Origin of the sequence: Curvibacter sp. AEP1-3 (assembly GCF_002163715.1) — a bacterium.
In the GTDB taxonomy this organism is placed as follows: Bacteria; Pseudomonadota; Gammaproteobacteria; order Burkholderiales; family Burkholderiaceae_C; genus Allorhodoferax.
Genome location: NZ_CP015698.1, coordinates 1,044,221 through 1,069,124, shown reverse-complemented (window position 1 = coordinate 1,069,124; position 24,904 = coordinate 1,044,221). Strand labels below are relative to the sequence as shown.

The window sequence follows — 24,904 nt, the reverse complement described above, 5'->3', positions numbered from 1 at the left end:
ACATAAATAGTACCCGAGGAGACCCCATGTCCAAACTGCCTGCACCGCTGGATAAGCTGCCATTTCCGGTGATCGGCTCTCCCTTGTTCATCATCAGCAACCCGAAGCTGGTGATTGCCCAATGCATTGCGGGTGTAGTGGGCTCCATGCCGGCACTCAATGCGCGTCCGGCCGAGTTGCTGGAGGACTGGCTGAAAGAGTTCACCGAGGCGTTGGCGGCCCACAACGCGGCCCATCCGGACAGGCCCGCCGCGCCTTTTGCCATCAACCAGATCGTGCACAAGAGCAACGACCGTCTGGAGCACGACATGGCTCTGTGCGTGAAGTACAAGGTGCCGATCATCATCACCTCGCTGGGCGCGCGCGAAGACATCAATGCCGCAGCTCACTCCTACGGCGGTGTGGTGTTGCATGACATCATCAACAACAAGCACGCGCACAAAGCCATTGAAAAAGGCGCGGACGGCCTGATCGCCGTGGCCGCAGGTGCGGGTGGTCATGCGGGTGTGAAGAGCCCGTTTGCCCTGGTGCAGGAAATCCGCCAGTGGTTCGATGGCCCATTGGCCTTGTCCGGCTCCATTGCCACGGGTGCCTCGGTGCTGGCGGCGCAAGCCATGGGGGCAGACTTCGCTTACATCGGCTCGGCCTTTATTGCGACCGAAGAAGCCCGCGCTGCGCAGGAATACAAGCAGGCCATCGTGGACAACAACTCGGATGAGATTGTGTATAGCAACCTCTTCACCGGTGTGCACGGCAACTACCTGGCGCCCAGCATCCGCGCGGCGGGCCTGGACCCTGCCAATCTGCCGGAGAGCGACCCGAGCAAGATGAACTTTGGTGGCGCATCGGCCAAAGCGTGGAAAGACATCTGGGGCTGCGGGCAGGGCATTGGCGCCGTCGACAAAATTCAACCTGCAGGCGAGTTTGTGGCCCAGCTCAAGCGGGAGTACGCCGCTGCCAAGGCCGAACTGCTGGCGCGCAATTACGCCTGATTTTTAAGCATTTAGTCCATTGGCGCCCGCGCTACATGCGCGAGGCGCTATTTTTTTGATAGTGCGGAACGTCGGGCCTGGCAATGCCTCGTGACGCTCAGGCTTGCAGACGCAGCTCGGGTTCGTTGTCTGCCATGAGTCGGTTCAATGCGCGTTCCACGATAGGCGCCTGATCGAGCATCTGCAGCTCCTGGCGGCGCAGCATGGCCGCGACCTCCCGCTCGGACAGCACGAAGGCGTCGAAGCCTTCGCGGTTGGTGAACAAAAAGCGGGTTCGCATCGGGCTGACCCAGCTCAGGCGGCAGCGGAAGGGCGGGGTGTCAGGAGACACCTTTTCAAACCACACGCCACGGGTCAGCAACTGCGCGTTGGCGTCGAACTCATCCATCTGGCTCTGATCCTGCTCCGCCAGCTTGATGGCGCGCCGCTCATCCAGCGCCTGCATGGCTTCCTCGCCCGCACTTTCTTCCAGTGCCGCACCTTGGGTGTCCAAGGGCGCAGCGGCCTTCATGCGGATGGCCAGCATGTGGGTGGCGATCAAGCGGCGTGTGAAGTTGCCACGGTCTTCGCCTTCCCAGTGGATGCTGTCCAGCTCCGTGTTCAGGGTACGGACCAGCTCAGGCAGCAGGGCGACGAGTTTCTGCCGCTCCTCGCTGGTGGTTTTGGGCTGCGTGCTCCAGATCAGCTGGTCCATGATGTCCAGTGTGTGGTTCCAGTGGCCTGCATGGCTGTCTTCGGTCATCCAGGCCAGAGCAATCACCTGCCGCCACTGCATGGCCAGGAAAGGCTTGAGAAAGGGCGCCAGTGGCAAATGGGCCGGCAGGGCAGTAATGCGTGCATGCACGATCTCGTCCGCATGGGCCAGTGCTGCGTTGAGCTGTTCCTGGTTGTTTTCTTTCTGGGTGACGGGCTCAATGTGCACATCCACCTGCTGTTCGCACTCGAACAGGAATTCGGTGAACTCCGCCAGCAGCACGGTAAAGAGTGCCAAGTCGTCATCAAACTCGTGCAACACCCGCTGAACGGTGCTTTCAATCCGCAGGTAGAGAGGATCGTGTTCGCCTTTTTCAGGTGTCCAAGTGACAGAGGCTGACGCCAAGGTGTCCACCAGTTTGCGGGCCGGGTGTTCCGTGCTCAAGAAGAAGTCGCGGTCCATCATGGCTGCGCGCAGCACCGGAATCTGCAGGCGCCCGATGATGACTTTGAGCTCTGCCGGAATAGCCCCATCCGCAAACACGTAGTCAAACACCTCGGCCAGTGCATCCACAGTGCCGCGGTCCAGCTCCTGGGCGTCCTGAAAAGCGGGTTGGGCCCGGAGTTGGCGCAACACGTTGCGGTGCGGAGCCGGTTCGCCTTCTGGCTGGTCGTCCTGCAAAAACTGGAACTGCGAGCCACGTCCTGCACCTGCTTGCATGGCGCCCAGGTATTGCAGCAAAGCGGGGTCCGCCGGAATGGCGATGCTCGAACCATGACCCGGTGCATCGCCGTCCTCGCCGGACATTTCAAACCCTTCCGCGCCGGCCGCAGGGGCGCGGCCTACACCCAAGCGCTGCAGGAAGTTGCGTACTTGCTGGACGATCTGTTGCCCTGTGGGCGCCAACGCGGCCCAAGCGGGGCGGTTGCCGGAATTTGGAGGCGCAACGGCCCCAGCTCCGGACCCGGCCGATGGTCCGGCTGCGACTGGGCTGCCGTTTTCTTGTGTTCCGGTCGGAGTTGCCTGATGGGCCGCTCCCAAGGGTGCGGGCGCAGACAAAGGGGCGAAATTGGAAGGTGAACTTGGCGCCTTGCGGATGCGGTGCACGGTGGTGGCTTGCACACCCGCCTGGGTCAGCATGGAATTCAGGTCGGCGTACAGCGGCTCGAGGTCGATGAAGTGACCGGGCTCCAGCGCGTCAACCAGATGTTCCGTGACTTGGGGATCCAACTCGCTCTTCTCCCATCCCAGCATGAATCCCTTGAGCAGTACCAAGGGGCGGAACGGGTTCTCGGACAGGGACACGGTTTCATTCCCGACCAAGGCAGCCAGCTTGGTGCTCAGCGAGGTCAAAAGGGGTTCAAACCGGTTGTTAAAGCGCTGGGCGACCCGGTCCAGCAACAAGATGCGGTGGACTTCATCCACATCAATGAGGCTGAGCGACATGCCGTCCAGAGTTTGACCTTGCGCCTGCACGGGGGCGGAAAGCTGGGACATGCCCGGCCACACCTGGGCTATGTCTTCATGCAAGGACCGTTGCAACTCAAGGCGGTAGTTCTTGAGGAAGCGATCGGATTGGCGGTCCAGCAGCATGGAAGCAGCGCGCAAGTTCTGCCCGTGCATCATGGGCACTTTGCCATCCGCCAGATCCAGCAGATGTCCGCGCAGATGCTTGATTTGCTCCGCGTCGCGTTCTTCAAAATAACCCAGCGTCTTGCCGACCATGGCGCGCACCAGACGTTGCGCCCGGGCGCGTGTCTCGGGCGTGCTGTTGCCGGCATGTAATGACTGGAAGGCGCTCATGGACCAACGTTGGCGTGGGGGTAACGGAACCGACCCCCACGCACATTTATCTGGGTTTTGTCTGAGTGGGAATGATCGCATGGACCCGCCGTGTAGGGCAGGGGGCGGCAGGCGGTTTGAGGTCCTCCGGCCTTGCCGGACCATGATTTCTGGTAACCAGTTGTAATTGCTTACCGCTTTGCGGAAAAGCTCAGCTGGCGGGGAACCAGGTCAGCGCATCTCCTTCTCTCCAAGCAGGCATTTTTTGCATGCAGCGGGCAAAGGTTTCAGACGCCTCAAAGGCCTGCAACCAGCCTTGCAGGCCGTTCCAGGGTTGCGCGGAAAACCAAACTGCATCGGTGTGTGCGAATTGCCGCACGAAGGGAGCAATGGCAGCATCTGCCAAGCCCCAATGCGGTCCATGCAAGAAATCCTGCACGCTAAGTACCTCATTGATTGCTATTAAAAATATAGCGCCTTGCGCACGATTTTCAAGCCCGTCAATCAGATTGAAACGATGCGGGTATTTGTAGCGGTCAAGGTGTGGTTTGAACTCCCCATCGCAACGGGCGATGAGATTCAGGCTGCGCGCCAGTGCGTCCTCTGTGGTGGGCAGCCACATCAAAGGGTCATGGTCACGCAATACTTTGAGCATGATGTTCAGGCTCTGGTCTATGACTTCACCCCCTGCCAACACCATGACCGGTACGGTGCCCTTAGGGGACGCGGCCAGCAGGGCTGCAGGCTTGTCCTTGAGTACCACTTCCCGCAACTGGACGCGCGTGCCGCTGGCCAACAGGGCCAAGCGAGCGCGCATGGCGTAGGGGCAGCGGCGGAAAGAATATAGAACCGGCTCAGTCATGGCTTCATGCCGGCAGCGTCAGTCCGCGTGGGGCATGACGGCGCCGATATGCACCTGTTGCCGTGCCTTGGCCAGTTCCCATTGGCGCTGGCGTTCGCGTGCGCTGGCCTTTTGCGTGTCGGTGGTGTGCCCGTGGCAGCGGGGGCAGCTGACACCGGCTTCATACAGCGGGGAATCGGTGGCACCTGCCTCCAGAGGGTAGCGGCACGAACGGCACAGACCATGCGGCCCCGGAACCAGCCCATGTCCTACTGAGACGCGCTCGTCAAAAACAAAGCACTCGCCTTGCCAGAGGCTTTGTTCCGGGGGAATGGTTTCAAGGTATTTGAGGATGCCACCCTCGAGGTGATAGACCTCGTCATAGCCTTGCTCGCGCATGTAGGCGGTGGACTTTTCGCAGCGGATACCGCCCGTGCAAAACATGGCCACTTTGGGCTTCTTGCCGGAGCGCCCCAGCGGCTCGGATTGCTCGACCCACGCGGGCAATTCTGCAAAGCTCTTGATGCGGGGATCAATGGCGCCCGTAAAGGTGCCGATCTCCACCTCGTAGTCGTTGCGGGTGTCCACGACCACGACATCGGGGTCGGAGATCAAGGCGTTCCAGTCTTCCGGCTTGACATAGGTGCCGGCCATTTTGGTGGGGCTGATGCCGGGCACCTGCATGGTGACAATCTCTTTTTTCAAGCGCACTTTCATCCGGTAGAAGGGGGCTTTTTCAGAGAAAGATTCTTTGTGCTGAAGATCGGCCAGCAGTGGGTCCGCACGCAGGTAAGCCAAGACGGCATAGACATCGTCCGGCATGCCTGCAATCGTGCTGTTGATGCCTTCACGGGCCAGCAGAATCATGCCTTTGACCTTGCGGCTTTCACAAAACGCCAGCAGGGGCGCCTTGCGCTCGGCGTAGTCCGGCAGGTCAACAAACTTGTAAAAAGCGGCGGTCAGGTAAACAGGTTGGGACATATCGTCATTGTGCCTTCAGAGGCGATCTCACCATAACAAAAGCCGCCGGACTGGGGAGTGCCGGCGGCTTGATTTCAGGCTGGGGGGCAAGCCCTCCGGACTTGAAAATCAGCTGAAAAAGCTCTTCAAACGATCGGTCCAGCTGTCACCGGACGGCGAATGCTTGCTGCCGCCTTTTTTGAACGATTCATCCAGTTCTTTGAGCAGCTTGCGCTGGTGCTCCGTGAGCTTGACCGGTGTTTCCACGGTGATGTGGCAATACAGATCGCCGGGGTAGCTGGAGCGAACACCCTTGATACCTTTGCCGCGTAGTCGGAACTGCTTGCCGGTCTGGGTGCCTTCGGGGATGTCGATCGCTGCTTTACCCGCCAGCGTCGGCACATCGATTTCGCCACCCAAAGCGGCGGTGATGAAGCTGATGGGCACCGAGCAATGGATGTCATCGCCATCACGCTCGAAAATGTCGTGCTTCTTGAGCCGGATCTCGATGTACAGGTCCCCGGGCGGGCCGCCATTGGTGCCGGGTTCGCCGTTGCCCGCGCTGCGGATGCGCATGCCGCCGTCGATACCCGCCGGGATTTTGACTTCCAGGGTTTTCTGGCGCTTGATCTTGCCCTGGCCACTGCATGCATTGCAAGGGTCGGGGATGACCTTGCCGTTTCCACGGCAGGTCGGGCAGGTCTGCTGCACGCTGAAGAAGCCTTGGCGCATCTGCACGGAGCCGGCTCCGTTGCAGGTGCCACAGGTCTTGACCTGGGTGCCGGGCTTGGCGCCGGTGCCTTTGCAGGTGTCGCAGTTGTCCCAGCTGGGGATGCGGATTTGGGCGTCTTTGCCGCGTGCCGCTTCTTCCAGCGTGACTTCCATGGCATAGCTCAAGTCGCTGCCACGGTAGACCTGACGTCCACCCCGTGCACCGCCGCGCTGCTGGCCGAACATGTCGCCGAAGATGTCTCCGAAGGCTTCCGCAAAACCGCCATAACCCTCACCGCCGCCGCCACCCCGGTTGGGGTCCACGCCGGCGTGGCCATACTGGTCATAGGCTGCGCGCTTCTGGGCGTCAGAGAGCATCTCGTAGGCCTCTTTGGCCTCTTTGAATTTCTCTTCAGCGGCTTTGGCGGCATCGCCCTGATTGCGGTCAGGGTGGTGCTTCATCGCCAGTTTGCGATAGGCCTTTTTGATTTCTTCTTCTGTAGCGGTCTTTCCGATGCCCAGAATTTCGTAATAGTCGCGTTTGGCCATGTGTCTCTTTTGCCTGGTTACAACAGAAAAGCCGCGTTGAACCCCGATTGGCGTTCAACGCGGCATCTTTGTGCTGCGCTAGTGTGCCAGCTTAGCCTTTTTTCACTTCTTTGACTTCAGCGTCCACGATGTTGTCATCGTCCGCTGGCTTGGAGCCCTGTGCGCTTTGTTCCGCGGCAGCAGGCTGCTCACCGCCTTCAGCGGCTTGCTTGGCTTGCATGTCAGCGTACATCTTCTCGCCCAGCTTCTGGCTGGCTGCCATCAGCGCTTCGCTCTTGGCTTTGATGGCGTCCTTGTCGTCAGACTTCAGGCTGTCTTCCACGTCCTTGATGGCCGCTTCGATCTTTTCCTTCTCGCCGGCGTCCAGCTTGTCGCCATACTCGCCCAGGCTCTTCTTGACACTGTGAGCGTTGGCCTCAGCTTCGTTACGGGCTTGTACCAGTTCGAGCTTCTTCTTGTCGTCAGCGGCGTTCAGCTCGGCGTCTTTCACCATTTGCTGAATTTCTTCTTCCGACAAGCCGGAGTTGGCCTTGATGGTGATCTTGTTTTCCTTGCCGGTGCCCTTGTCCTTGGCGCCCACGTGCAAGATGCCGTTGGCGTCAATGTCAAAAGACACTTCGATCTGGGGAGTGCCGCGTGCTGCGGGTGGAATGCCTTCGAGGTTGAATTCGCCCAGCATCTTGTTCACCGCCGCGATTTCGCGCTCACCCTGGAACACCTTGATGGTCACTGCAGGCTGGTTGTCTTCTGCGGTCGAGAAGGTCTGCGCAAACTTGGTCGGGATGGTGGTGTTCTTGGTGATCATCTTGGTCATGACACCGCCCAGGGTTTCAATACCCAGGGACAGGGGAGTCACGTCCAACAGCAGCACGTCTTTGCGGTCACCGGAGAGCACTTGGCCTTGAATCGCTGCGCCCACGGCTACGGCTTCGTCAGGGTTCACGTCCTTGCGTGGCTCTTTGCCGAACAATTCCTTGACCTTCTCTTGCACCTTGGGCATGCGGGTCATACCGCCGACCAGAATCACGTCGTGGATGTCGGATGCAGATACGCCGGCATCTTTCAGGGCGGTGCGGATAGGCGCAATGGTGCGCTCGATCAGCTCTTCCACCAAGGACTCCAGCTTAGCGCGGGTCAGCTTGATGTTTAGGTGCTTGGGACCGGACGCATCTGCAGTGATGTAGGGCAGGTTGATGTCGGTTTGCGAGCTGCTGGAAAGTTCGATCTTGGCCTTTTCAGCGGCTTCCTTCAGGCGTTGCAGGGCCAGCACGTCCTTGGACAGGTCGACGCCTTGTTCTTTCTTGAACTCGGTGATGATGAAGTCGATCACGCGCTGGTCAAAGTCTTCACCGCCCAGGAAGGTGTCGCCGTTGGTGGACAACACTTCGAACTGCTTTTCACCATCGACGTCTGCGATTTCGATGATGGACACGTCAAACGTGCCGCCACCCAAGTCGTACACGGCGATCTTGCGGTCACCCTTTTCATTCTTGTCCATACCGAATGCCAAGGCAGCCGCGGTAGGCTCGTTGATGATGCGCTTGACGTCCAGACCGGCAATGCGGCCAGCGTCTTTGGTGGCCTGACGCTGTGCGTCGTTGAAGTACGCAGGCACAGTGATCACGGCCTCGGTGACTTCTTCGCCGAGGTAGTCTTCGGCGGTCTTCTTCATCTTGCGCAGCACGTCAGCGCTGACTTGCTGGGGCGCCAGCTTGTTGCCACGCACTTCCACCCATGCGTCGCCGTTATCGGCAGCGGCAATGGTGTAAGGCATCAGGTCGATGTCTTTTTGGACTTCTTTTTCAGTGAACTTGCGGCCGATCAGGCGCTTCACCGCGTACAGGGTATTTTTGGGGTTGGTCACGGCCTGGCGCTTGGCGGATGCGCCCACCAATACTTCACCGTCTTCTTGGTACGCAATGATGGACGGGGTGGTGCGTGCGCCTTCGGCGTTTTCGATCACTTTGGGCGTGTTGCCTTCCATCACAGCGACGCAGCTGTTGGTGGTTCCCAAGTCAATGCCGATGATTCTTCCCATGGTGTACTCCTAAAACTCTAAAAATTCAGATGTGGATAAGGTGTGGGCTACTCAAAACGTTTCAAGTGCCCACAAGCTCAAAAAATACGATCAATCCGGTCAGCTGGTTGTGCGCTGTCGCACTTACTTGGGTGCAGACACGGTGACCAAGGCCGGGCGCAACACGCGGTCGGCGATGGAATATCCCTTTTGCAACACATTGACCACGGTGTTGGCTTCCTGCTCGGAAGGCACCACGCTGATAGCCTGGTGCTGATGCGGGTCGAACTTGGTGCCGGCAGCGGGCGCAATGGCGATCACTTTGTTGCGCTCAAGAGCCGCGACCAATTGGCGCAGGGTGGCTTGGGCGCCTTCGCGGATCTGCTCGGGGGTAGCGTCTTTAATTACCAGACCGGCTTCCAGGCTGTCAGCCACGGGCAGCATGCTCTCGGCAAAGCTTTCCACGGCAAACTTGCGGGCTTTGGAGATTTCGTCCTCTGCGCGGCGGCGGGCGTTTTCGGCTTCGGCTTTGGCGCGCAAGAACTGGTCGGCCAGTTCGGCGCTCTTGGCTTTCAGGGTAGCCAGCTCAGCTTGCGCGGCGGTCAGCGCGTCGACTTCGTTGGCAGCCGCAGCCGCCAGAATTTCTTCGGGGCTTTGGGGGGCGTCTGTGGCCGGGGTGCTGGGGGTGCTTGGAGTATCTGACATACGGTTCAATCCGGTTGAATGCGATTGCGCCCTAAATGGCGACGCATAACCATGTTTTCAAGGGGGTCTAGCCGGATATCTTTGCGATATCCGGTCAAATTCACTGAAGCAGGCAGAAGTTGGCGGGATTAGCCGCGAACGCCCAGCAACTCCACATCGAATTTCAGGGTGGCATTGGGAGGGATCACGCCACCTGCGCCCCGGGAGCCGTAGCCCAATGCTGCGGGGATGATCAGGGTGCGGGCACCGCCGACCTTCATGCCGGCCACGCCTTCGTCCCAACCGCGGATCACCATGCCGGCACCCAGGTGGAACACGAACGGATCGTTGCGGTCTTTGCTGGAGTCGAACTTGGCACCTTGAACGCCATCGTTGTACAGCCAACCGGTGTAGTGCACGGTCACGCTTTGGCCTTTTTTGGCTTCGTCGCCGGTACCTTCAATCGTGTCTTCAAACTGGAGTCCGCTGGCAGTAGTAGGCATAGTCACATCCTTTTGCTATAAAAACAGGAGCTGGCCGCGCATGCGCGATGGGCGCCGGCGGCCGGAAAAACCCTAAATTATGCCCCACGCAAAAAAAAGACAGGCATAGCCTGTCCTGTGGTGCACAGGCCGCGATGCGGCCGGGCGGGGTTTATTTGGTCTTTTTGGCTTGTGCGGTCGACCACTTCACGGCAAACGCCTGCAGGTCGCCCAAACGCTTGAGCAAGTCAGCGCCTGCGGCGGTGACCACGTAGCCATCGGAGCCGTGGGTGAGGAGGCCTGCTTCGCGCAGTTCCTTGATACGGGTGTTCAGGGTGTTGGGGGTGATGCCGCCCACGCTGTCCTGCAAAAGGCGGAAGGTCTGGGCATGGCCGTCGCGCAAGGCCCACAAAACGCGTATCGCATAACGGGATTCCAGCAATTCCAACAGTTGTCCCACTGCGACCGTTTCTTTTGCACTCATTACCTTGCCCTTTGTTGTTGGTACTTTTGGTTCCGGCGGTTCGGCGGCGTCGGGCCACCAAATCGAAATCGAGGAGAAACTATAGCGCAGTTTTTCAGCTGCTACAAGTTTCATAGCTGTTAACGCATGTAAACAGGGCGTCACCCCTACAAATTGCCGAAGTGGCGTTTATGTCGTGTCTGTACTTGTCACTCAGCGACTCGGGTGCTATGGTTGCCGGTTAGCATCGCGTGATCGACTTTTCCGGAGGCAGCCGCACCATGACTTTCAACTTTGAACAGGTTCACAACTACTACGAGCGGCTGGTGTTTGAAGAGGTGGTGCAGCGTGCAGCCCAGTACCCGGAGTTCACCAATGACATGCTGGCCGACGTGTCTTGTGTTGCCTTGAACCGACTACCGGCCCGCTATGTCCGTCACGATGTGGACATGATGTTCTACCTGACCGAGCAGGAGCGCCAGGCGATCGAGCTGTCCCTCGAAGAAGTGCTTTCTTTTGCGTTTCGCTTCGTGGGCGAGCGCAGCGCCAAGACGGCACCCGAGGCGTAAATCCCGCGGGCAAGGCTGGCGCCTTGCCTTCATCCTAGAAAGTCGCCAGCACTTTTTGCAGCAGCGCAGGGCTCACCGAGGGCAACTGGCCGAACCAAGCCTCAAAGGCTGGGCGTGCCTGGTGCAAAAGCATCCCCAAGCCATTCACCGTGGGGTTACCTCTTGCAGCAGCGGCTGCCAGCAGCGGGGTCTCCAGCGGCACATACACAATGTCTGACACGAGCGCAGACACGGGCAAAGCGTCCAAACGCAGGTCCAGCGCCGGTTGACCATGCATGCCCTGGTTGGTGGTGTTCACCAACAGGGCTGTACCGGCCAAAGCATCGTGTCGTTCAGACCACGGTACCGCTTTCACGCGGGGGCCGAACTCTTGTGCCATGTCCACCGCTTTGTGGTCGCTGCGGTTGGTCAGGCGAATGTCCGGCACACCCTCATCCAGCAAGCCGACGATCACGGCGCGTGCAGCACCACCGGCGCCCACCACGCAAGCGGGCCCATCAGCCGGCTTCCAACTGCTGCCGGCCTCGTACAGACTCTGGATAAAGCCAAACGCGTCGGTGTTACGCCCGCTCAAGCTGCAGTCCGCGTTCACCACGATGGTGTTTACCGCTCCGATGCGCTGCCCCAAAGTATCCACGTGGTCGACGATGTTCATCGCGTCCACTTTGTGGGGGATAGTGAGGTTGCATCCGGCAATGCCCAGCACAGGTAGCGCGCGCAAGGCCTGCTCCAGCTTCTCGGGTTGTACAGGCAAGAGCACGTAGGCACCGCGCAGGCCGTGTTCGGCGATCCAGTGGTTGTGAATGACGGGTGAGCGGGAGTGGGCCACAGGCCAGCCCATGACACCGGCAAGCCGGTACGGTTGATCGTTAGCCATAACAGGTCGGATAAACGGGAAGTGAAATCGGTACTATCAAAAAAATAGCGCCCCGCGCACATCGCATGTGGGCTGGGGCGCTAAATGGCTTGAAAGCCGCAGAGCTTTACAGCGTATCGGTGAAGCTGCGCAGCTTGTCCGAACGGCTGGGGTGCTTGAGCTTGCGCAGTGCCTTGGCTTCGATCTGGCGGATGCGCTCGCGGGTCACGTCGAACTGCTTGCCCACTTCTTCCAGGGTGTGGTCGGATGTCATTTCGATACCGAAACGCATGCGCAACACCTTGGCTTCACGCGGGGTGAGACTGTCCAGAATGTCCTTGACCACATCGCGCAGGCCGGCCTGCATCGCAGCTTCCATGGGCGCGGTGTTGGCGCTGTCTTCGATGAAGTCGCCCAAGTGGCTGTCATCGTCGTCACCGATCGGCGTTTCCATGGAAATCGGCTCTTTGGCGATCTTCATGATCTTGCGGATCTTGTCTTCCGGGATCTCCATCTTCTCAGCCAAGACAGACGCATCGGGTTCGAAACCGAACTCCTGCAAGTGCTGGCGACTGATTCGGTTCATCTTGTTGATGGTTTCGATCATGTGCACCGGGATGCGGATGGTGCGCGCCTGGTCCGCAATAGAGCGGGTGATGGCCTGACGGATCCACCAAGTGGCATAAGTCGAGAACTTGTAGCCGCGGCGGTATTCGAACTTGTCCACTGCCTTCATCAAGCCGATGTTGCCTTCCTGGATCAAGTCCAGGAACTGCAGACCGCGGTTGGTGTACTTCTTGGCAATCGAAATCACCAAACGCAAGTTGGCCTCGATCATTTCCTTCTTGGCTGCGCGGGAAGCGTATTCGCCTTCGTTCATGCGCTTGTTGATGTCTTTGAGCTGGTCCAAAGGCACCACTACTTGCGCTTGCAGGTCGATCAGCTTTTGCTGCAGGTCCTGCACCGGCGGAATGTTGCGGCCCATGACGGCTGCCCAAGACTTGCCGGACGCTGCCTGCTTCTCGATCCACTTCAGGTTCAAGAGGTTGGATGCCACCTTGTTGCCGGCCTTGTCGCGGCCGCTGAAGTCAGCAATAAAGTTTTCCTGCGGGTAACCGCACTTGTCCACGATGATGCGGCGCAGTTCGCGTTCCTTCTTGCGCACGTCATCCACCTGGGCGCGCACCATGTCGCACAGCTTTTCAATCGCCTTGGCGGTGAAGCGGATGGTCATCAGCTCGTCGCTCAGGGCCTTTTGTGCTTTCACGTAGGCTGGAGTGCCGTAGCCTTCCTTGTCGTAGACCTTGTGCACCTTCTCGAAGAGCTCGCGCATCTTGTCGAAGCGCTCGAGCGCCTGCTTCTTCAGCTCTTCCAGTTTCTTGGTCAGCGCTTTGGAGCCGCCCTTGCCGTCGTCATCGTCGGCTTCGTCGAATTCGTCGAAGTCTTCTTCGGCCACATAGTCGTCAGCCTCGTTGGGGTTAGAAAAACCGTCCACGATGGTGGTGATGACGACCTTGCCTTCACGGATTTCTTCGCCCAGGCGCAGGATTTCGGCGATGGTGGCGGGCGATGCGGAGATCGCCTCCATCATGTCCATCAAGCCGCCTTCGATGCGCTTGGCAATTTCAATTTCGCCTTCGCGGGTCAGCAGTTCCACGGTACCCATCTCGCGCATGTACATGCGCACGGGGTCGGTGGTGCGGCCGAATTCCGAGTCCACGGTGGACAGGGCAGCTTCAGCTTCTTCTTCCGCTTCTTCCACCGTTGCGGCGGTGGAGACGTTGTTGTTCAGCAGCAGGGTTTCCGCATCCGGGGTCTGCTCGTACACCGCCACGCCCATGTCGTTCAACATGGAGATCACGACTTCCAGGGTTTCGGCATCCACCAACTTGTCGGGCAAGTGGTCAGAGATTTCGCCGTGGGTCAGGTAGCCACGGGTCTTGCCCAGGGTAATCAGGGCCTTCAGGCGCGCGCGGCGCTTGGCCATGTCTTCTTCGGACAAGACGGTCTCGTCCAGACCGAATTCCTTCATCAAGGCGCGTTCTTTCGCCTTGCTGATCTTCATCCGCAGGGGCTTGACCTTTTCGCCGGGCGCGGCTGCAGGTTCGGGCTCACCCACCAAATCCGCTTCAATATCCGACATGTCCATGTCGTCACCGCTGGGCTCGGCAGCCGCTGCCTTGGGCTTGCGGCCGCGCTTGGCGCCGGTAGTGGCTTTGGCAGGAGCGGCAGATTCGTCTGCGGCTGCTTTGGCCGGCCGGCCGGCTTTCTTTTTGGCGGGCGCTTCTGCTGCGGCGAGCAGCGCGTCTGCGGCTTCTTTCAATTGGGCGGCTTTGGATTTCGGTGCGGTCACTGCGGGAGCTTTCTTTTCGGTTTTGGCGGCGGCCTTGCTGGCAGACTGAACAGGCTTGGCGGATTTTGAAGCGGGCATGCAGAAACCTCAGGTCAACAAAAAACTAACAAACGACAGGACAGGTGCCGGCTACGTTACGCACAAAATGCGAAGTAGTGGCAAGGCAGGGAATCAGATTCCCCGTTGGCAAGATGGGAGGGCGATCATTTGGAGTGCAGTCCTTGCGGTAAGGTGGCCGTTTGTGAGTGGAGTTTCACGGTGGCCTGGCCCGGAGGTGCTGCTGTCGCTCTTGCCGAAACAATCTGACATTATAGTTGTGATTCAAAAATAAAGAGTCGTTGGATGAAAAACAGATGGACCCAATGCCTGCGCGGCGCCTTGTTGGCCTGCCTGGTGGGCGTGGCCGGTGGGGCGCAATCCGCAGGTCCGCCGGTGGAACTGACGGCGCTCACCGAGCAATTGCCGCCACTGAATATGGAAGTGGACGGCAAGGTCACGGGTTTTTCCAGTGAGTTGCTGGACATGATTGCAGCGGACGCCGGCATAACCGTTCGCAAGCAAGCCCTGCCATGGGCCCGTGCCTATGACCGTGCCCTGCGGCAGAGTGACACCCTGATTTACTCCATGGTCCGCACACCCGAACGGGAGAGTTTGTTCCGGTGGGTGGGGCCCATCAGTCCGCGCCGTGTGGTGCTGTACCGCTGGGCAGACCGCAATGACATCGTGCTCAAAACATTGGATGATGCGCGGCCCTACCGGATTGGCTCAACCCTTGAGTCCGCGTCCACCAAGTTGCTGGAAAAGCAGGGTTTTGCGCCCATTCCCGCCACGGATGCGGCCGGCGGCGGATTGGAGCTGGGTGTGAATGACGAGGCAAACATGCGCAAGTTCATCGCCAAACGGTTTGACTTACTGGTGTCGCTGGACTGGGCTGCGGCGCACAATGCCAAAAACGCCGGCGTGGATCCCGCCTTGCTGGTACCCGCTTTGGTGCTGGATGATTCGGCAGCCTATTGGTTCGGTTTGAATCCCGGTATTTCGCCGGAGATTGCCAAGCGCCTGGATCAGGCCTTGCTCAAGTCCAAGGCGGACGGGCGCTACAACCAGCTGCGGCAGAAATACCTGCCGAAGATCACCCGCTAGCGCTGCTTAACTGTCAGCGGCGGTGGGTTGCAGCAGCTTGACCAGTTCCTTCTTGCGGTCCATGAGCACCCGTAGCTGCCCTAGGTTGGCCGGGTCGGTGGCGAGTGTGCGCATCTGGGCATCCAGGCGGTCCAGCAGCATGCGGTTGAGCAGGTCACGCAACTCGGGGCCGGACTCGCTCAAGGGCTCCGAGGCCAACACGGGGCCGGCGGTGAGACGCTGCACCAGGTCTTCGGCCGGGTGCCCCACGATTTCTTCTTTCAGGGTGCCGCGCGATACCGGGCCATGTTCGTGCAACTGGCTTTCCAACCAAGTGAACAGCTCGCCATGGGGTGCCGGCAGCTCGCAGAGCAGGCCGTGGTCTTCGCTGGAAAGAATGTCCCACAACTCGCTGTGGTTGAGCAGAATGCGGGCGGCCAGGTCTGGCCGGCTGTCCAGCTTGGCCAGCGGGCCAGCGGAGCGCGCTTCGCGATTGCCGAACTTGCTCCCTTTACCGGACCACTTGCCTTCCCAATTGCCGTCGCCCCTGCCACGGGGTGTCCAGCCTTCTTTTTTCCACTCGGTTTTCTTTTTCCATTCTTCTTGTGGAATCCAGGGCTCTGAAAACTCAGCAGGTTCGTCATAAGCAAAGTGCTCGCCGTCCGGGCCGAACTCCGCTGCGGGGGCGGCTTCTCGTTTGCGCCGCGGTGCTTCTGCCGCCGCAGGTTTGGCCGCACCATGGGCCCACAGCGCACCCAACTCGGTGCTGCCCAGTTGCACCAGTTGGGCGATCTCGCTGAGCAACTGGAGCTTGAGCGCGCCATCAGGCAGCTGGTTCCACAGAGGCTTGGCGTTGCTGGCCATCCGGGCCCGGCCTTCGGCAGTGCTCAGATCGCAGCCGTCCTGGGCGGACTCCACCAAAAAGCGGCTCAGGGGCGTGGCCTTGGCCACGTAGTCGGCAAAGGCCTCTTTGCCGTAGGCGCGGATGAAGCTGTCTGGGTCGTGCTCGGCAGGCAGGAACAAAAACTTGATGCTGCGCACATCGGACGCAAAGGGCAGTGCGCCATCCAGCGCCTTGCGGGCGGCGCGCCGGCCTGCGGCATCACCGTCAAAGCTGAACACTACAGCGTCTGTGAAGCGGAACAGCTTTTGCACATGGTCGTTGGTGCACGCCGTGCCCAGCGTGGCCACGGCATTCGGAAAGCCCAGTTGGGCCAGCGCCACCACGTCCATGTAGCCCTCGGTCACCAGCACATAGCCGTGCTCGCGCAAGGATCTGCGGGCTTCAAACAATCCATAGAGCTCACGCCCTTTGCTGAAGACCGGGGTTTCGGGTGAGTTGAGGTACTTGGGCTTTTCATCGCCCAGCACGCGCCCGCCAAAGCCTATGCACTCGCCCTTGATGTTGCGTATGGGGAACATCACGCGGTCCCGGAAGCGGTCGTATCGCTTTTCATCAGCGCCGTTTTCGGCCTCGTGCAGGATGACCAGGCCGCTTTCCACCAACAGCGGGTCGGTGTATTCGGGGAAGATGCTTGCCAGATTGCGCCAGCCTTCGGGGGCATAGCCCAGCCCGAACTGCTTGGCCACTTCGCCGGAGAGGCCGCGGCCCTTGAAATACTCAATCGCCCTGGGCGACTCCTTGAGGCCACGCTTGTAGGCGTCGCAGGCTTTTTCCAGCACGCTGGTCAGGGTGTTCTGCTTCTCGCGCTGGGCCTGGGCGCGGGCGCGGTCGTGGGGGCTGCCTTCTTCTTCAGGCACCACCATGCCGAATTGGCCGGCCAGGTCTTTGACCGCTTCAATAAAGGTCATGCCGGCGTGGTCCATCAGGAAGCCGATGGCATTGCCGTTCTTGCCGCAGCCGAAGCAGTGGTAGAACTGTTTGGCCGGGCTCACCGTGAACGAGGGCGACTTTTCCCCGTGAAACGGGCACAGGCCCATGAAGTTGGCACCGCCCTTTTTGAGCTGTACATAGCGGCCCACGATCTCCACCACGTCTGCACGCGCGAGCAGTTCCTGGATGAAGCTTTGGGGGATGGCCATGGAGCGATTGTAGGGAGGTACGCCATGTCGGCGCCTCGTCCCGGGTGTGTTAGACCGACGTTTTTGCTATCAATTCAGAAGCTGCTCGCGCATATTCCACGAGCGCCAGAGCCTGATTTCATAGGGGATTGAAGGCTCAGTCACCCAACACAATTCCTTCACGCCTCGGGTCGGCCCCGCCGAAATAGCCCTCGGCGGTGCGTTCAATAGCCTGCAGGCCGCTGGGCATGGGCACCTCCAGCACCGTGTGGCCGCGGGTTTTCAGGGCTTGCACCGTGGCGGCATCAAAGCGGCCTGCCTCCAGCAGGGTGGGGCCGTTGAGCGAGCCGAAGTTGGGCAGGTCTATGGCCTGCTGGGCGTTCAGGCCCCAATGGAGCTTGGCATACAAGGTTTTGGCGGTGAAGTGGATGATGAGCGCGCCGCCCGGGCTGCCGCCGCTCATCAGCAGCTTGCCGCTGGCTTTGTCGAACACCAAGGTGGGCGACATGCTGGAGCGTGGCCGCTTGCCCGGCTCTACCCGGTTCGCCACGGGCCGGCCGTCGGTACCTGTGGGGCTGAAACTGAAGTCGGTGAGCTGGTTGTTGAGCAGGAACCCGCCGGCAAGACCTACCCGGCGGTTGACCATCTGGCGAGAACCCCAAGCATCTTCAATCGTGGTGGTCATGGCCACGGCGTTGCCGTAAGCATCCACCACCGAGATGTGCGATGTGCCGTATTCGATCTGGTCCGGCATGGGGGCGTAGCTCAGCGGGGTACCCGCGGGCTGGCCGGGCAGAGCCATTTGCATGCTCTTGCCTTGCGGGCTGCTGTCGATCAGTGCAGCGCGGTTGCGCAGATAAGCGGGGTTCAGCAAGCTGGTCCAAGTGCCACCGGGAGCTTGCACAAAGGCGGGGTCGCCCAGGTACTGCGCACGATCGGCAAAGGCCAGTCGTGCAGCTTCGGTGTAGAGGTGCAACCAATCCGCCGTAGGCAGCCCTTGGGCAAGTGGCAGGGTGGAAGCGGGGGTGCTGTCCAGCATGCGCAGGATCTGGCCGATCGCAATGGCGCCCGAGCTGGGTGGCGGCATGCCGCAGATGCGGACTTCGCGCCCCGGGGCCGCGGCATTCGTTGTCCGGTAGTCAAAACAAAGCGGCTCGCGCACCACCGGGCGGTAAGCGGCCAGGTCTTGCGTGCTCAGGCTGCCGGGGTTGGAGGGGTGGCCTTGCACCTTGCGGGCGATAGCTTGGCCTACCTCGCCCTGCAGCAGGGCAGACGGGCCACGGTCCGCAATGCCTTGCAGCACTGCAGCCAACTCCGGGTTGCGCAGCACATGCCCCGCAGGCCAGGGTTTGCCGGCCGCGTCATAGAAGTAGGCCGCGGCCACCGGGTCTTTTTTCAGATGCGGTTCTGCAGCCAGCAAAGCCGCCATGCGCGGGCTGACCGCAAAGCCTTGCGTGGCCAGGGTGATGGCCGGTTGGAACAGGCTAGCCCAAGGCAGCTTGCCGTGTTGTGCGTGGGCCTGTGCCAGCATGGCTACTGCACCCGGTACGCCCACGGAGCGGCCGCCCACCACCGCGTCTGTGAACTTCATCGGCTGGCCTTTATCGTCCAAAAACAGGGCAGGAGTTGCGGCAGCTGGGGCCGTTTCCCGGCCATCAAAGGCTTGGGTGGTTTTGCCGTCGAAGTGCAACAGGAATGCACCGCCCCCGATGCCACTGCTTTGTGGCTCCACCAGTGCCAACACCATTTGAACGGCAATGGCAGCATCCACGGCACTGCCGCCTGCGGCCAGCACCTGGCGGCCCGCATCGGTGGCCAAGGGGTTGGCGGCGGCAACCGCGTAGGTGCGCGTGGCCCAGCCGGGTTTGGCCGTGTTGCCCGTAGCCGCTTCGGGCTGAGCGGGTGGGGCGACGTAGTTCAGGGGGGCAGGTGTCGGACGGGCTGCACAGGCGGCAAGTAGCGCGACCGCTGCCAGAGAGGTAAGCGCATTAAGAGTTTGGTGGCGAGTGGGCATAAGGCCTCTGGCGGAGCAAGACAATTTATTTGGCCTTGGGTACGCGACCCAGCAGGTAGAACTCCGGATTGGGCAGCATGCCGGTTACGTTGGCCATGCGGTTGGACAGGCCGAAGAAGGCGGTGATGCCTGCAATGTCCCAGATGTCTTCATCGTCAAAGCCATGCGCGTGCAGGGCGGTGAAGTCTGCGTCTTCCACAGCATGGCTCTCCAGACAGACCTTCATCGCAAAGTCCAGCATGGCGCGCTGGCGGGGCGTGATGTCGGCCTTGCGGTAATTGATGGCGACCTGGTCTGCCACCAAAGGCTTCTTTTCATAAATGCGCAGGATGGCGCCGTGCGCCACCACGCAGTAGAGGCAGTGGTTGGCCGCGCTGGTGGTGGTGATGATCATTTCGCGCTCGCCCTTGGTGAGGCTGCTGCCTTCGCGCAGCATGAGGGCGTCGTGGTAGGCAAAGAAGGCGCGCCACTCGGCGGGGCGGCGGGCGAACGCCAGGAAAACATTGGGGATGAAGCCGGACTTTTCCTGCACCTCCAGAATTTTGACTTTCAAGTCCTCAGGCAGGGTGTTGAGGTCGGGCAGGGGGTAGCGTGTGGAGGGGCTGGTCATGGGTCTTCCCGGGTCGGTTTTTGATTGTGGCTATGGCCGTCATGCTTTTTATTGCTTTTACAGCAGCGCAGCGGCTCCCTACCATTCATCCTACTGCGGCAGGCGTCTGCTCACCACCGCAGAAACCTTGAACCCGAACTCAGGAGTGAACCCGCATGAAACACCTCAAAACCAGCGCCGGCATCGTTATCAATGGAATGGGCTTGATCGTGCTCTTGTCGCACCTGGGACAGTGGCACGCGGGCTAACATGGGGCTTTTCCTTGAGAGCCAGCCATGACCGAACCGAACCAAGCCGTTGAGACCAGCAACCCGGAAGCCTTTGCCCGTGGCCTGGCCACGCGGCGGGAGGTGATGGGAGATGCGTTTGTGGATGCTGCATTTGCCGGGGTGAACACTTTCACTGCACCGCTGCAAGAGCACATTACCCGTGCGGCATGGGGCGATGTGTGGCAACGACCGGGGCTGGACCGCAAGACGCGCAGCCTGATTACGGTTGCCATGCTCACAGCACTAGGCAAGCAAAACGAACTCAAAGGCCATGTGCGCGGCGCACTGAACAACGGTGCCACGGTGGAAGAAATTCAGGAGGTGCTCTTGCACGCCACGGTGTACTGCGGTGTGCCTGCTGCGGTGGAGGCCTTCCGCTCTGCGAATGAGGTGGTGAGCGCGCAGAAGTGACCCGCGCTCGCGGCACAGAGAATTAGTCGTTGGACAGTAGCTCGGCGGGCTGAACGCCCAGCGAGTCGGCGAGTGCCACTAAAACCAGCAGGGTGGGGTTGGCGGAGCCGGATTCGATACGGCTCAGATACGTACGGTAAATCCCGCATCGCTCCGACAGAATCTCCTGAGACAACTCAGCTTCCTGCCTTAACCCCTTAATACGTTGCCCGACGATGCGTTTGTAATTGATCTTATTTTTTGTCACCGACGCAGTGTCCGAGGAATGCGTTTTCTTGCAAACACATTCATTCGCACAAGCGACGACGGTGGGGGCGCGGGACATGGTGGTGGAGCAATTGCTTCCAAAGACACCATCGTCTTTCCCTCGTGCAAGCCCGTCAGTACGCTGGCGCGCCCCGTGGCTAAATAAAACCGAGCAAAAAATCGCGCGCTGCGCCGGGCTCCGTCCTCTGACATATTTCCTCTTCACAGAGGTTGAACACTTGCACATTCGGAGGCAAATGTTCAGAGATCAAATCGACATACCTGCTCAAGCCGACGGAGACCGTCTTGGTCGCAGGAGCCTCAATCGGTTCATGCAGCAGGGGCTCCATGCCAAAGAGCTTGCTCATGTCGCGCAGGTTGCGCGCTGCCGCTTGCAGCGCGACGTTATCCCCCTCCAGCATTTGCATCACATGCCCATTGGCAAACAAAGTGATTCCGTACAAGTCCTGTCCATAACCCGATCCATACGCTGCCTGCACCACCGGCGGCAGGGCTATCCCATATTCATCCACCAACGAACCTTTGAAAATCCAGCGGGCATAGGCCATTCGCGTTTACCTCTATTTTTTCTTGCGGAATAGCTATAGAGGCACTGTAGAAAACAGGGGACGTCACTGGAACACACTCATTCGTACATGAATGGCACCCGCCTGATCCACGGATGCCTCCGGACAAATGGAAGGTTATGGGTGAAGCAGGGCCTTGGCGCCCGTGGAATATGCGCGAGTAGCTACTATTTTTGTAGCGTCTGTGCCATGCCCCAAGAGGCTGCATGGGCTGACATCAGCAGCTGGGTCCAGTCGCTCTGGTCCGCCTGCCAGAAACCCAGACCACGCTCATGGGCGTGGGGCATGGAGGTCAACAGCCCCGCAGCCCGTTGGGGTGCGCGACGTGCCATTGCCAGCGCGACCAGACAGCCTGCGGCGGGTTCTTCTTGTTCCTCGCCCCGCACCATGCTCCGGGCCAGAGTGCCCAAGCTGCCGACCAACAGCGCTACATCACAACCCAGAGCCAACCATGCATCGCGTTGGGTATCCCAGGGAAAGCCAGGTACGCTGAGTTCCAGGGTCTTGGCCACTTGGGTCTGGATAGCGGTTCCCGGCGTTTCCAAGCTGGCCATGGTCCCGCCCAGTTGTACGGCCAGTGCGTCTGCGCTGCTGTGTGCCAGGCGCTGCAAGGCCCGCCGCAACGGGGCCGCTGCAAGCGGCATGTCACCTTTGCGTTCGAGATGGCCTATGCAGTCCTGCACATAGCCGCGCGTCACCGCCAGGACTTGGCGGGTCATGAGCGCCATGGTGGTGTCCACCAGGTCTTGTTTGGTGCAACCGAAATGCACAAAAGGGACTGCCGCCGGGTTGAACAAGCCCACGGTCTCGCGCAAGCTCTTTACCAGGGGTTGCGCCAGGCTACCGGTGCTGGCGCTGTCGCGCACGATCTTCGGGGCGTCAAACAGCTCTACCTTGCAGGTGCCGACGATGGAGACTGCAGCCTCGGCAGGAATCAACCCGTGGTCGGCCTGGGCCTGCGCCAACGCAGCTTCCACCCGCAGCATGGCCGCCACAAAGCGCTGGGCCCCGAAGGACTCCAGCACTTCGGGGGCATACAAAAAGTCGTCAAACACACTGCTCATGGCGGGCGAGTCTCAAGTGTTGTCAGGCGCGGGCCTGGCGCAGGCGCATCTGGTTGGGCAGCGGCACCGAGCGGCGCAGCACGTCTTCGCCCAGCCACAGGGCTGCGCGGCGCGCGCGGGCGGCCACGGTTTCCAGCGGCATTTGCTGGTAGTCGTCGTTGAACACCTCAAAGCTGTAGTCACCGCGATATCCCAGCTGGTGCAGTTTGAGCACCAGCTCGGCGAGCGCGTCGCTGTGCACACCTTCACCCGGGAACACGCGGAAGGTGCGCGCCGTGGTGATGCGCTCCTCGACTGTTTTGATTTCATTCCACATGAAGTCCGCCAGCTGCACCAGAAAGATCTTGCTGGGGTCCAGGATCTCCAGCTCGTCCAACGGGGTCTTGGTCGCAAACAGGTGGAAGGAGTCAAAGCCCAAGCCCAGGTTGGGCATGTCGGCCTGGGTAATGAGGTCCCACGCCTGGGGGAACTCATTCACGTTGCGGCCCCAGGACAGCGCTTCGAACGCGATTTTGATGTTCATCGGAATCGCCAGCATGGCCAGCTTGCGCAGGTCCTGCACCAGCTTGTCCGTGTCGCCGGTGGCGTGGGTGGAGGTGCTGGAGCAGGCCAGCATGACGCGGCAGTCCAGGGCCGCGCACATTTCCATCATGCTTTTGGCGATGTCGACCTTGTAATCGTGCAGGTGGCCGGAGAGGCCTTCAAAGTCACGCAGCACCTGAAAACCGGTCACCCGCAAGCCGCTGTCTTTGACCTCTTGCACTGCTGCGCGCCAGCCATCGGGGTGGCCGACCAGATCACGGGCCAGCAGCATCACCTGGGTAAAGCCAGCCGCCTTCATGGCGTCCAGCTTGGCCTTCAGGGGCCCGGCCAGCGTGATGGTGTCCATCCCGAAGTCGTCAAATTTGCCTTCAAATTGGCTCATGGTGTTCAGCCCCGAGTGTGGTGAACCAGCTCAAACATGGCATTGCCCATGGTGGGGCGGGTGAGCGCGCCCTTGCTGTCTTGCGCCGGGTCTTTGCTGGGCACAAAGTCCACACCGCGCTGGCGCAAGGCTGCCACGGTGGCTTGCACATCCGGTGTGCCCAGGCCCACGCGCTGGAAGCACTCGTCGTCTTCCACATCCAACACACCGGGCTCGGGCTCAATGAGTTGCAGGAAAAAGGTTTTGCACGGGCTTTGCAGAATGCGCCCCTTGGGCAGGATGCCGAAGCGGGTCTCGGGCTCCAGGGCGGTAAAGCCGAAGAGGGCGCTGTAAAACTCGGTCCAGTCATCGCTGCGGTCATTGCCGATGTACTGCACCACACCGAAGAAGTGCAGGCCGGTGATGGCCGGCGGGTTCTTGTCGACTGCAGGTACGGGTGTGAAGTCCACGTCGTAAATCGAGAACTCACGGTGCCGGTCTACAAAGTAAATGCGGCTGTTGCCCACCCCATGCACCGCGGGAATATGCAGCTCCATCACTTCGACTTGCACTGGCACGGCCCAGGCACCGCGGGCCAGTGCCCGCTTGTAGGCGGCAGACGCATCTTGCACCCGCAGGGCGATAGCGGCGATCACCGGCTTTTCAGTCAGCGCAGCACCCCGGCCGTGGGCGTTGACGATGACGTTGATATCCCCTTGGCGGTAGAGCAGCACTTCGCGCGAGCGGTGGCGGGCGATGGGGCGGAATCCCATGGCCTCCAGCACCTGGCCCAGCGCCTGTGGCTTGGAGGTGGCGTACTCGATGAACTCAATGCCTTCCAGACCCAAGGGGTTGGGGCCTTCGTCAATGTGTTCGCGGTCTGCGCCGCTGGGGCGTGGGGTGTTGGCCATGGGATCTCCCGGTCGTCAAAAAAGAAATACAAATGGGCTCAAGCAGTCGCGGGGCTGGTGGCCGCGCCGGTGTGTGCCCCACCCAGAAACAGGCGCTCAATATGCGGGTCCGCCAGCAACTCTGATGCCGGCTTTTGCAGCACCAGACGACCGGATTCGAGGGCAATGGCTTCGTCTGAAATCTTGAGTGCACTTTTCACGTTTTGCTCCACCATCAGCACCGTGGTGCCCTGGTCGGCGAGCTTGCGCAAGAGCTTGAACACGTCTGCCACCACCATGGGCGAAAGGCCGATAGAGGGCTCGTCAATCAAAATGACCTTGGGGCGCAAGAGCAGGGCGCGGCCGATTTCCAGCTGCTTTTGCTCCCCGCCTGAGAGTGCGGAAGCCGGTGAATGTAGGCGCTGGCTCACGCGGGGAAAGAACTCAAACACTTCCGGAATGCGCTCTTGGGTCGTCTTCATGCCCAAGGTGATACCACCCAGCTCCAGGTTCTCAAACACGCTGAGCTGACCGAACAGGTTGCGGCCCTGGGGCACAAAGGCAATGCCTTGGGCGAGCAGTTGCTTTTGGCTTGCGCCCGCCACGCTCACGCCGTCGAGCAGGATGTCGCCCTGGCGTGGTTTGAGCAAACCAAACAGTGCTTTGAGTACCGTGGATTTGCCTGCGCCGTTGGGCCCGAGTAACAGGGTGATGGTGCCGCGCTTGGCCTTGAAGGACAGGTTGTTCAGGATCATGAAATCCTTGTAGCCGGCCACCACGTCTTTGAATTCAATGCAGTTGTCTGTGGTCAT

At 60.3% G+C, this 24,904-nt stretch carries 23 protein-coding genes; 4 read left to right on the top strand and 19 right to left on the bottom strand.

From position 1 onward, the window contains the following. The first annotated feature begins 26 nt into the window (after positions 1–26). On the top strand, positions 27–992 hold the full coding sequence (locus tag AEP_RS05070) for an NAD(P)H-dependent flavin oxidoreductase (RefSeq protein WP_087494380.1): 966 nt from the start codon (positions 27–29) through the stop codon (positions 990–992). A 97-nt stretch (positions 993–1,089) separates the two neighbouring features. Here the strand turns inward: AEP_RS05070 and AEP_RS05065 are convergent, their stop codons facing one another. From AEP_RS05065 to AEP_RS05030, 8 genes are all read right to left on the bottom strand, one after another. Then, positions 1,090–3,489, bottom strand: a complete 2,400-nt coding sequence (locus AEP_RS05065; RefSeq protein WP_157673053.1) for a DUF1631 family protein — start codon at positions 3,487–3,489, stop codon at positions 1,090–1,092. A 190-nt stretch (positions 3,490–3,679) separates the two neighbouring features. Beyond that, positions 3,680–4,330 carry a glutathione S-transferase gene (locus AEP_RS05060; protein ID WP_087494378.1) on the bottom strand — a complete coding sequence of 217 codons (651 nt, stop codon included), beginning with the start codon at positions 4,328–4,330 and terminating at the stop codon, positions 3,680–3,682. 18 nt (positions 4,331–4,348) lie between these two features. Continuing rightward, complete coding sequence (trhO, locus tag AEP_RS05055) at positions 4,349–5,290, bottom strand: oxygen-dependent tRNA uridine(34) hydroxylase TrhO (RefSeq protein ID WP_087494377.1); 942 nt, start codon at positions 5,288–5,290, stop codon at positions 4,349–4,351. Positions 5,291–5,398: 108 nt separating this feature from the next. Beyond that, positions 5,399–6,529: a molecular chaperone DnaJ gene (gene dnaJ / locus AEP_RS05050; RefSeq protein WP_087494376.1), complete on the bottom strand. Its 1,131-nt coding sequence runs from the start codon at positions 6,527–6,529 to the stop codon at positions 5,399–5,401. 91 nt (positions 6,530–6,620) lie between these two features. After that, entirely contained in the window at positions 6,621–8,567 is a 1,947-nt protein-coding gene (dnaK, locus tag AEP_RS05045) for a molecular chaperone DnaK (protein WP_087494375.1), read from the bottom strand. 123 nt (positions 8,568–8,690) lie between these two features. Further along, a complete protein-coding gene (gene grpE, locus AEP_RS05040) occupies positions 8,691–9,251 on the bottom strand; it encodes a nucleotide exchange factor GrpE (RefSeq protein WP_087494374.1) in 561 nt (186 codons plus the stop codon). A 128-nt stretch (positions 9,252–9,379) separates the two neighbouring features. After that, the gene (locus AEP_RS05035) at positions 9,380–9,739 is read right to left on the bottom strand and encodes an FKBP-type peptidyl-prolyl cis-trans isomerase (RefSeq protein ID WP_087494373.1); all 360 of its coding nucleotides are present in this window, start codon (positions 9,737–9,739) and stop codon (positions 9,380–9,382) included. Positions 9,740–9,884: 145 nt separating this feature from the next. Continuing rightward, the gene (locus AEP_RS05030) at positions 9,885–10,196 is read right to left on the bottom strand and encodes a winged helix-turn-helix transcriptional regulator (protein WP_087494372.1); all 312 of its coding nucleotides are present in this window, start codon (positions 10,194–10,196) and stop codon (positions 9,885–9,887) included. Between the two features lie 260 nt (positions 10,197–10,456). On the opposite strand from AEP_RS05030, the gene AEP_RS05025 reads away from it, so the two are divergent. Next, the gene (locus AEP_RS05025) at positions 10,457–10,744 is read left to right on the top strand and encodes a late competence development ComFB family protein (protein ID WP_087497191.1); all 288 of its coding nucleotides are present in this window, start codon (positions 10,457–10,459) and stop codon (positions 10,742–10,744) included. Positions 10,745–10,778: 34 nt separating this feature from the next. Here the strand turns inward: AEP_RS05025 and AEP_RS05020 are convergent, their stop codons facing one another. Both AEP_RS05020 and rpoD read right to left on the bottom strand, forming a co-directional pair. After that, positions 10,779–11,621: a shikimate dehydrogenase gene (locus AEP_RS05020; RefSeq protein WP_087494371.1), complete on the bottom strand. Its 843-nt coding sequence runs from the start codon at positions 11,619–11,621 to the stop codon at positions 10,779–10,781. A 106-nt stretch (positions 11,622–11,727) separates the two neighbouring features. Then, positions 11,728–14,031: an RNA polymerase sigma factor RpoD gene (gene rpoD, locus AEP_RS05015; protein WP_087494370.1), complete on the bottom strand. Its 2,304-nt coding sequence runs from the start codon at positions 14,029–14,031 to the stop codon at positions 11,728–11,730. A gap of 264 nt (positions 14,032–14,295) precedes the next feature. Between rpoD and AEP_RS05005 the strand changes: the two genes are divergently transcribed. After that, a complete protein-coding gene (locus AEP_RS05005) occupies positions 14,296–15,096 on the top strand; it encodes a substrate-binding periplasmic protein (protein WP_087494368.1) in 801 nt (266 codons plus the stop codon). A 6-nt stretch (positions 15,097–15,102) separates the two neighbouring features. On the opposite strand, the gene dnaG is transcribed toward AEP_RS05005, so the two are convergent. The 3 genes from dnaG to AEP_RS04990 all read right to left on the bottom strand — a co-directional run bounded on the left by dnaG (position 15,103) and on the right by AEP_RS04990 (position 19,721). Beyond that, positions 15,103–17,118: a DNA primase gene (gene dnaG / locus AEP_RS05000; protein WP_087494367.1), complete on the bottom strand. Its 2,016-nt coding sequence runs from the start codon at positions 17,116–17,118 to the stop codon at positions 15,103–15,105. Positions 17,119–17,254: 136 nt separating this feature from the next. Then, on the bottom strand, positions 17,255–19,111 hold the full coding sequence (locus AEP_RS04995) for a gamma-glutamyltransferase family protein (protein WP_087494366.1): 1,857 nt from the start codon (positions 19,109–19,111) through the stop codon (positions 17,255–17,257). A 25-nt stretch (positions 19,112–19,136) separates the two neighbouring features. After that, positions 19,137–19,721, bottom strand: a complete 585-nt coding sequence (locus tag AEP_RS04990) for a peroxidase-related enzyme (protein WP_087494365.1) — start codon at positions 19,719–19,721, stop codon at positions 19,137–19,139. 275 nt (positions 19,722–19,996) lie between these two features. On the opposite strand from AEP_RS04990, the gene pcaC reads away from it, so the two are divergent. Further along, a complete protein-coding gene (gene pcaC / locus AEP_RS04985; RefSeq protein ID WP_087494364.1) occupies positions 19,997–20,401 on the top strand; it encodes a 4-carboxymuconolactone decarboxylase in 405 nt (134 codons plus the stop codon). Positions 20,402–20,423: 22 nt separating this feature from the next. Here the strand turns inward: pcaC and AEP_RS21210 are convergent, their stop codons facing one another. The 6 genes from AEP_RS21210 to AEP_RS04955 form a co-directional block, all read right to left on the bottom strand. Continuing rightward, positions 20,424–20,726: a helix-turn-helix domain-containing protein gene (locus AEP_RS21210; RefSeq protein WP_087494363.1), complete on the bottom strand. Its 303-nt coding sequence runs from the start codon at positions 20,724–20,726 to the stop codon at positions 20,424–20,426. A gap of 79 nt (positions 20,727–20,805) precedes the next feature. Then, the gene (locus AEP_RS04975) at positions 20,806–21,216 is read right to left on the bottom strand and encodes a hypothetical protein (protein ID WP_087494362.1); all 411 of its coding nucleotides are present in this window, start codon (positions 21,214–21,216) and stop codon (positions 20,806–20,808) included. Between the two features lie 185 nt (positions 21,217–21,401). After that, positions 21,402–22,298 carry a lyase family protein gene (locus AEP_RS04970; RefSeq protein ID WP_087494361.1) on the bottom strand — a complete coding sequence of 299 codons (897 nt, stop codon included), beginning with the start codon at positions 22,296–22,298 and terminating at the stop codon, positions 21,402–21,404. A 22-nt stretch (positions 22,299–22,320) separates the two neighbouring features. Beyond that, a complete protein-coding gene (locus tag AEP_RS04965; RefSeq protein WP_087494360.1) occupies positions 22,321–23,223 on the bottom strand; it encodes a sugar phosphate isomerase/epimerase family protein in 903 nt (300 codons plus the stop codon). A gap of 5 nt (positions 23,224–23,228) precedes the next feature. Continuing rightward, positions 23,229–24,113: a 4-hydroxyphenylpyruvate dioxygenase gene (locus AEP_RS04960; RefSeq protein ID WP_087494359.1), complete on the bottom strand. Its 885-nt coding sequence runs from the start codon at positions 24,111–24,113 to the stop codon at positions 23,229–23,231. Positions 24,114–24,151: 38 nt separating this feature from the next. Further along, on the bottom strand, positions 24,152–24,904 hold the full coding sequence (locus AEP_RS04955; protein ID WP_087494358.1) for an ABC transporter ATP-binding protein: 753 nt from the start codon (positions 24,902–24,904) through the stop codon (positions 24,152–24,154).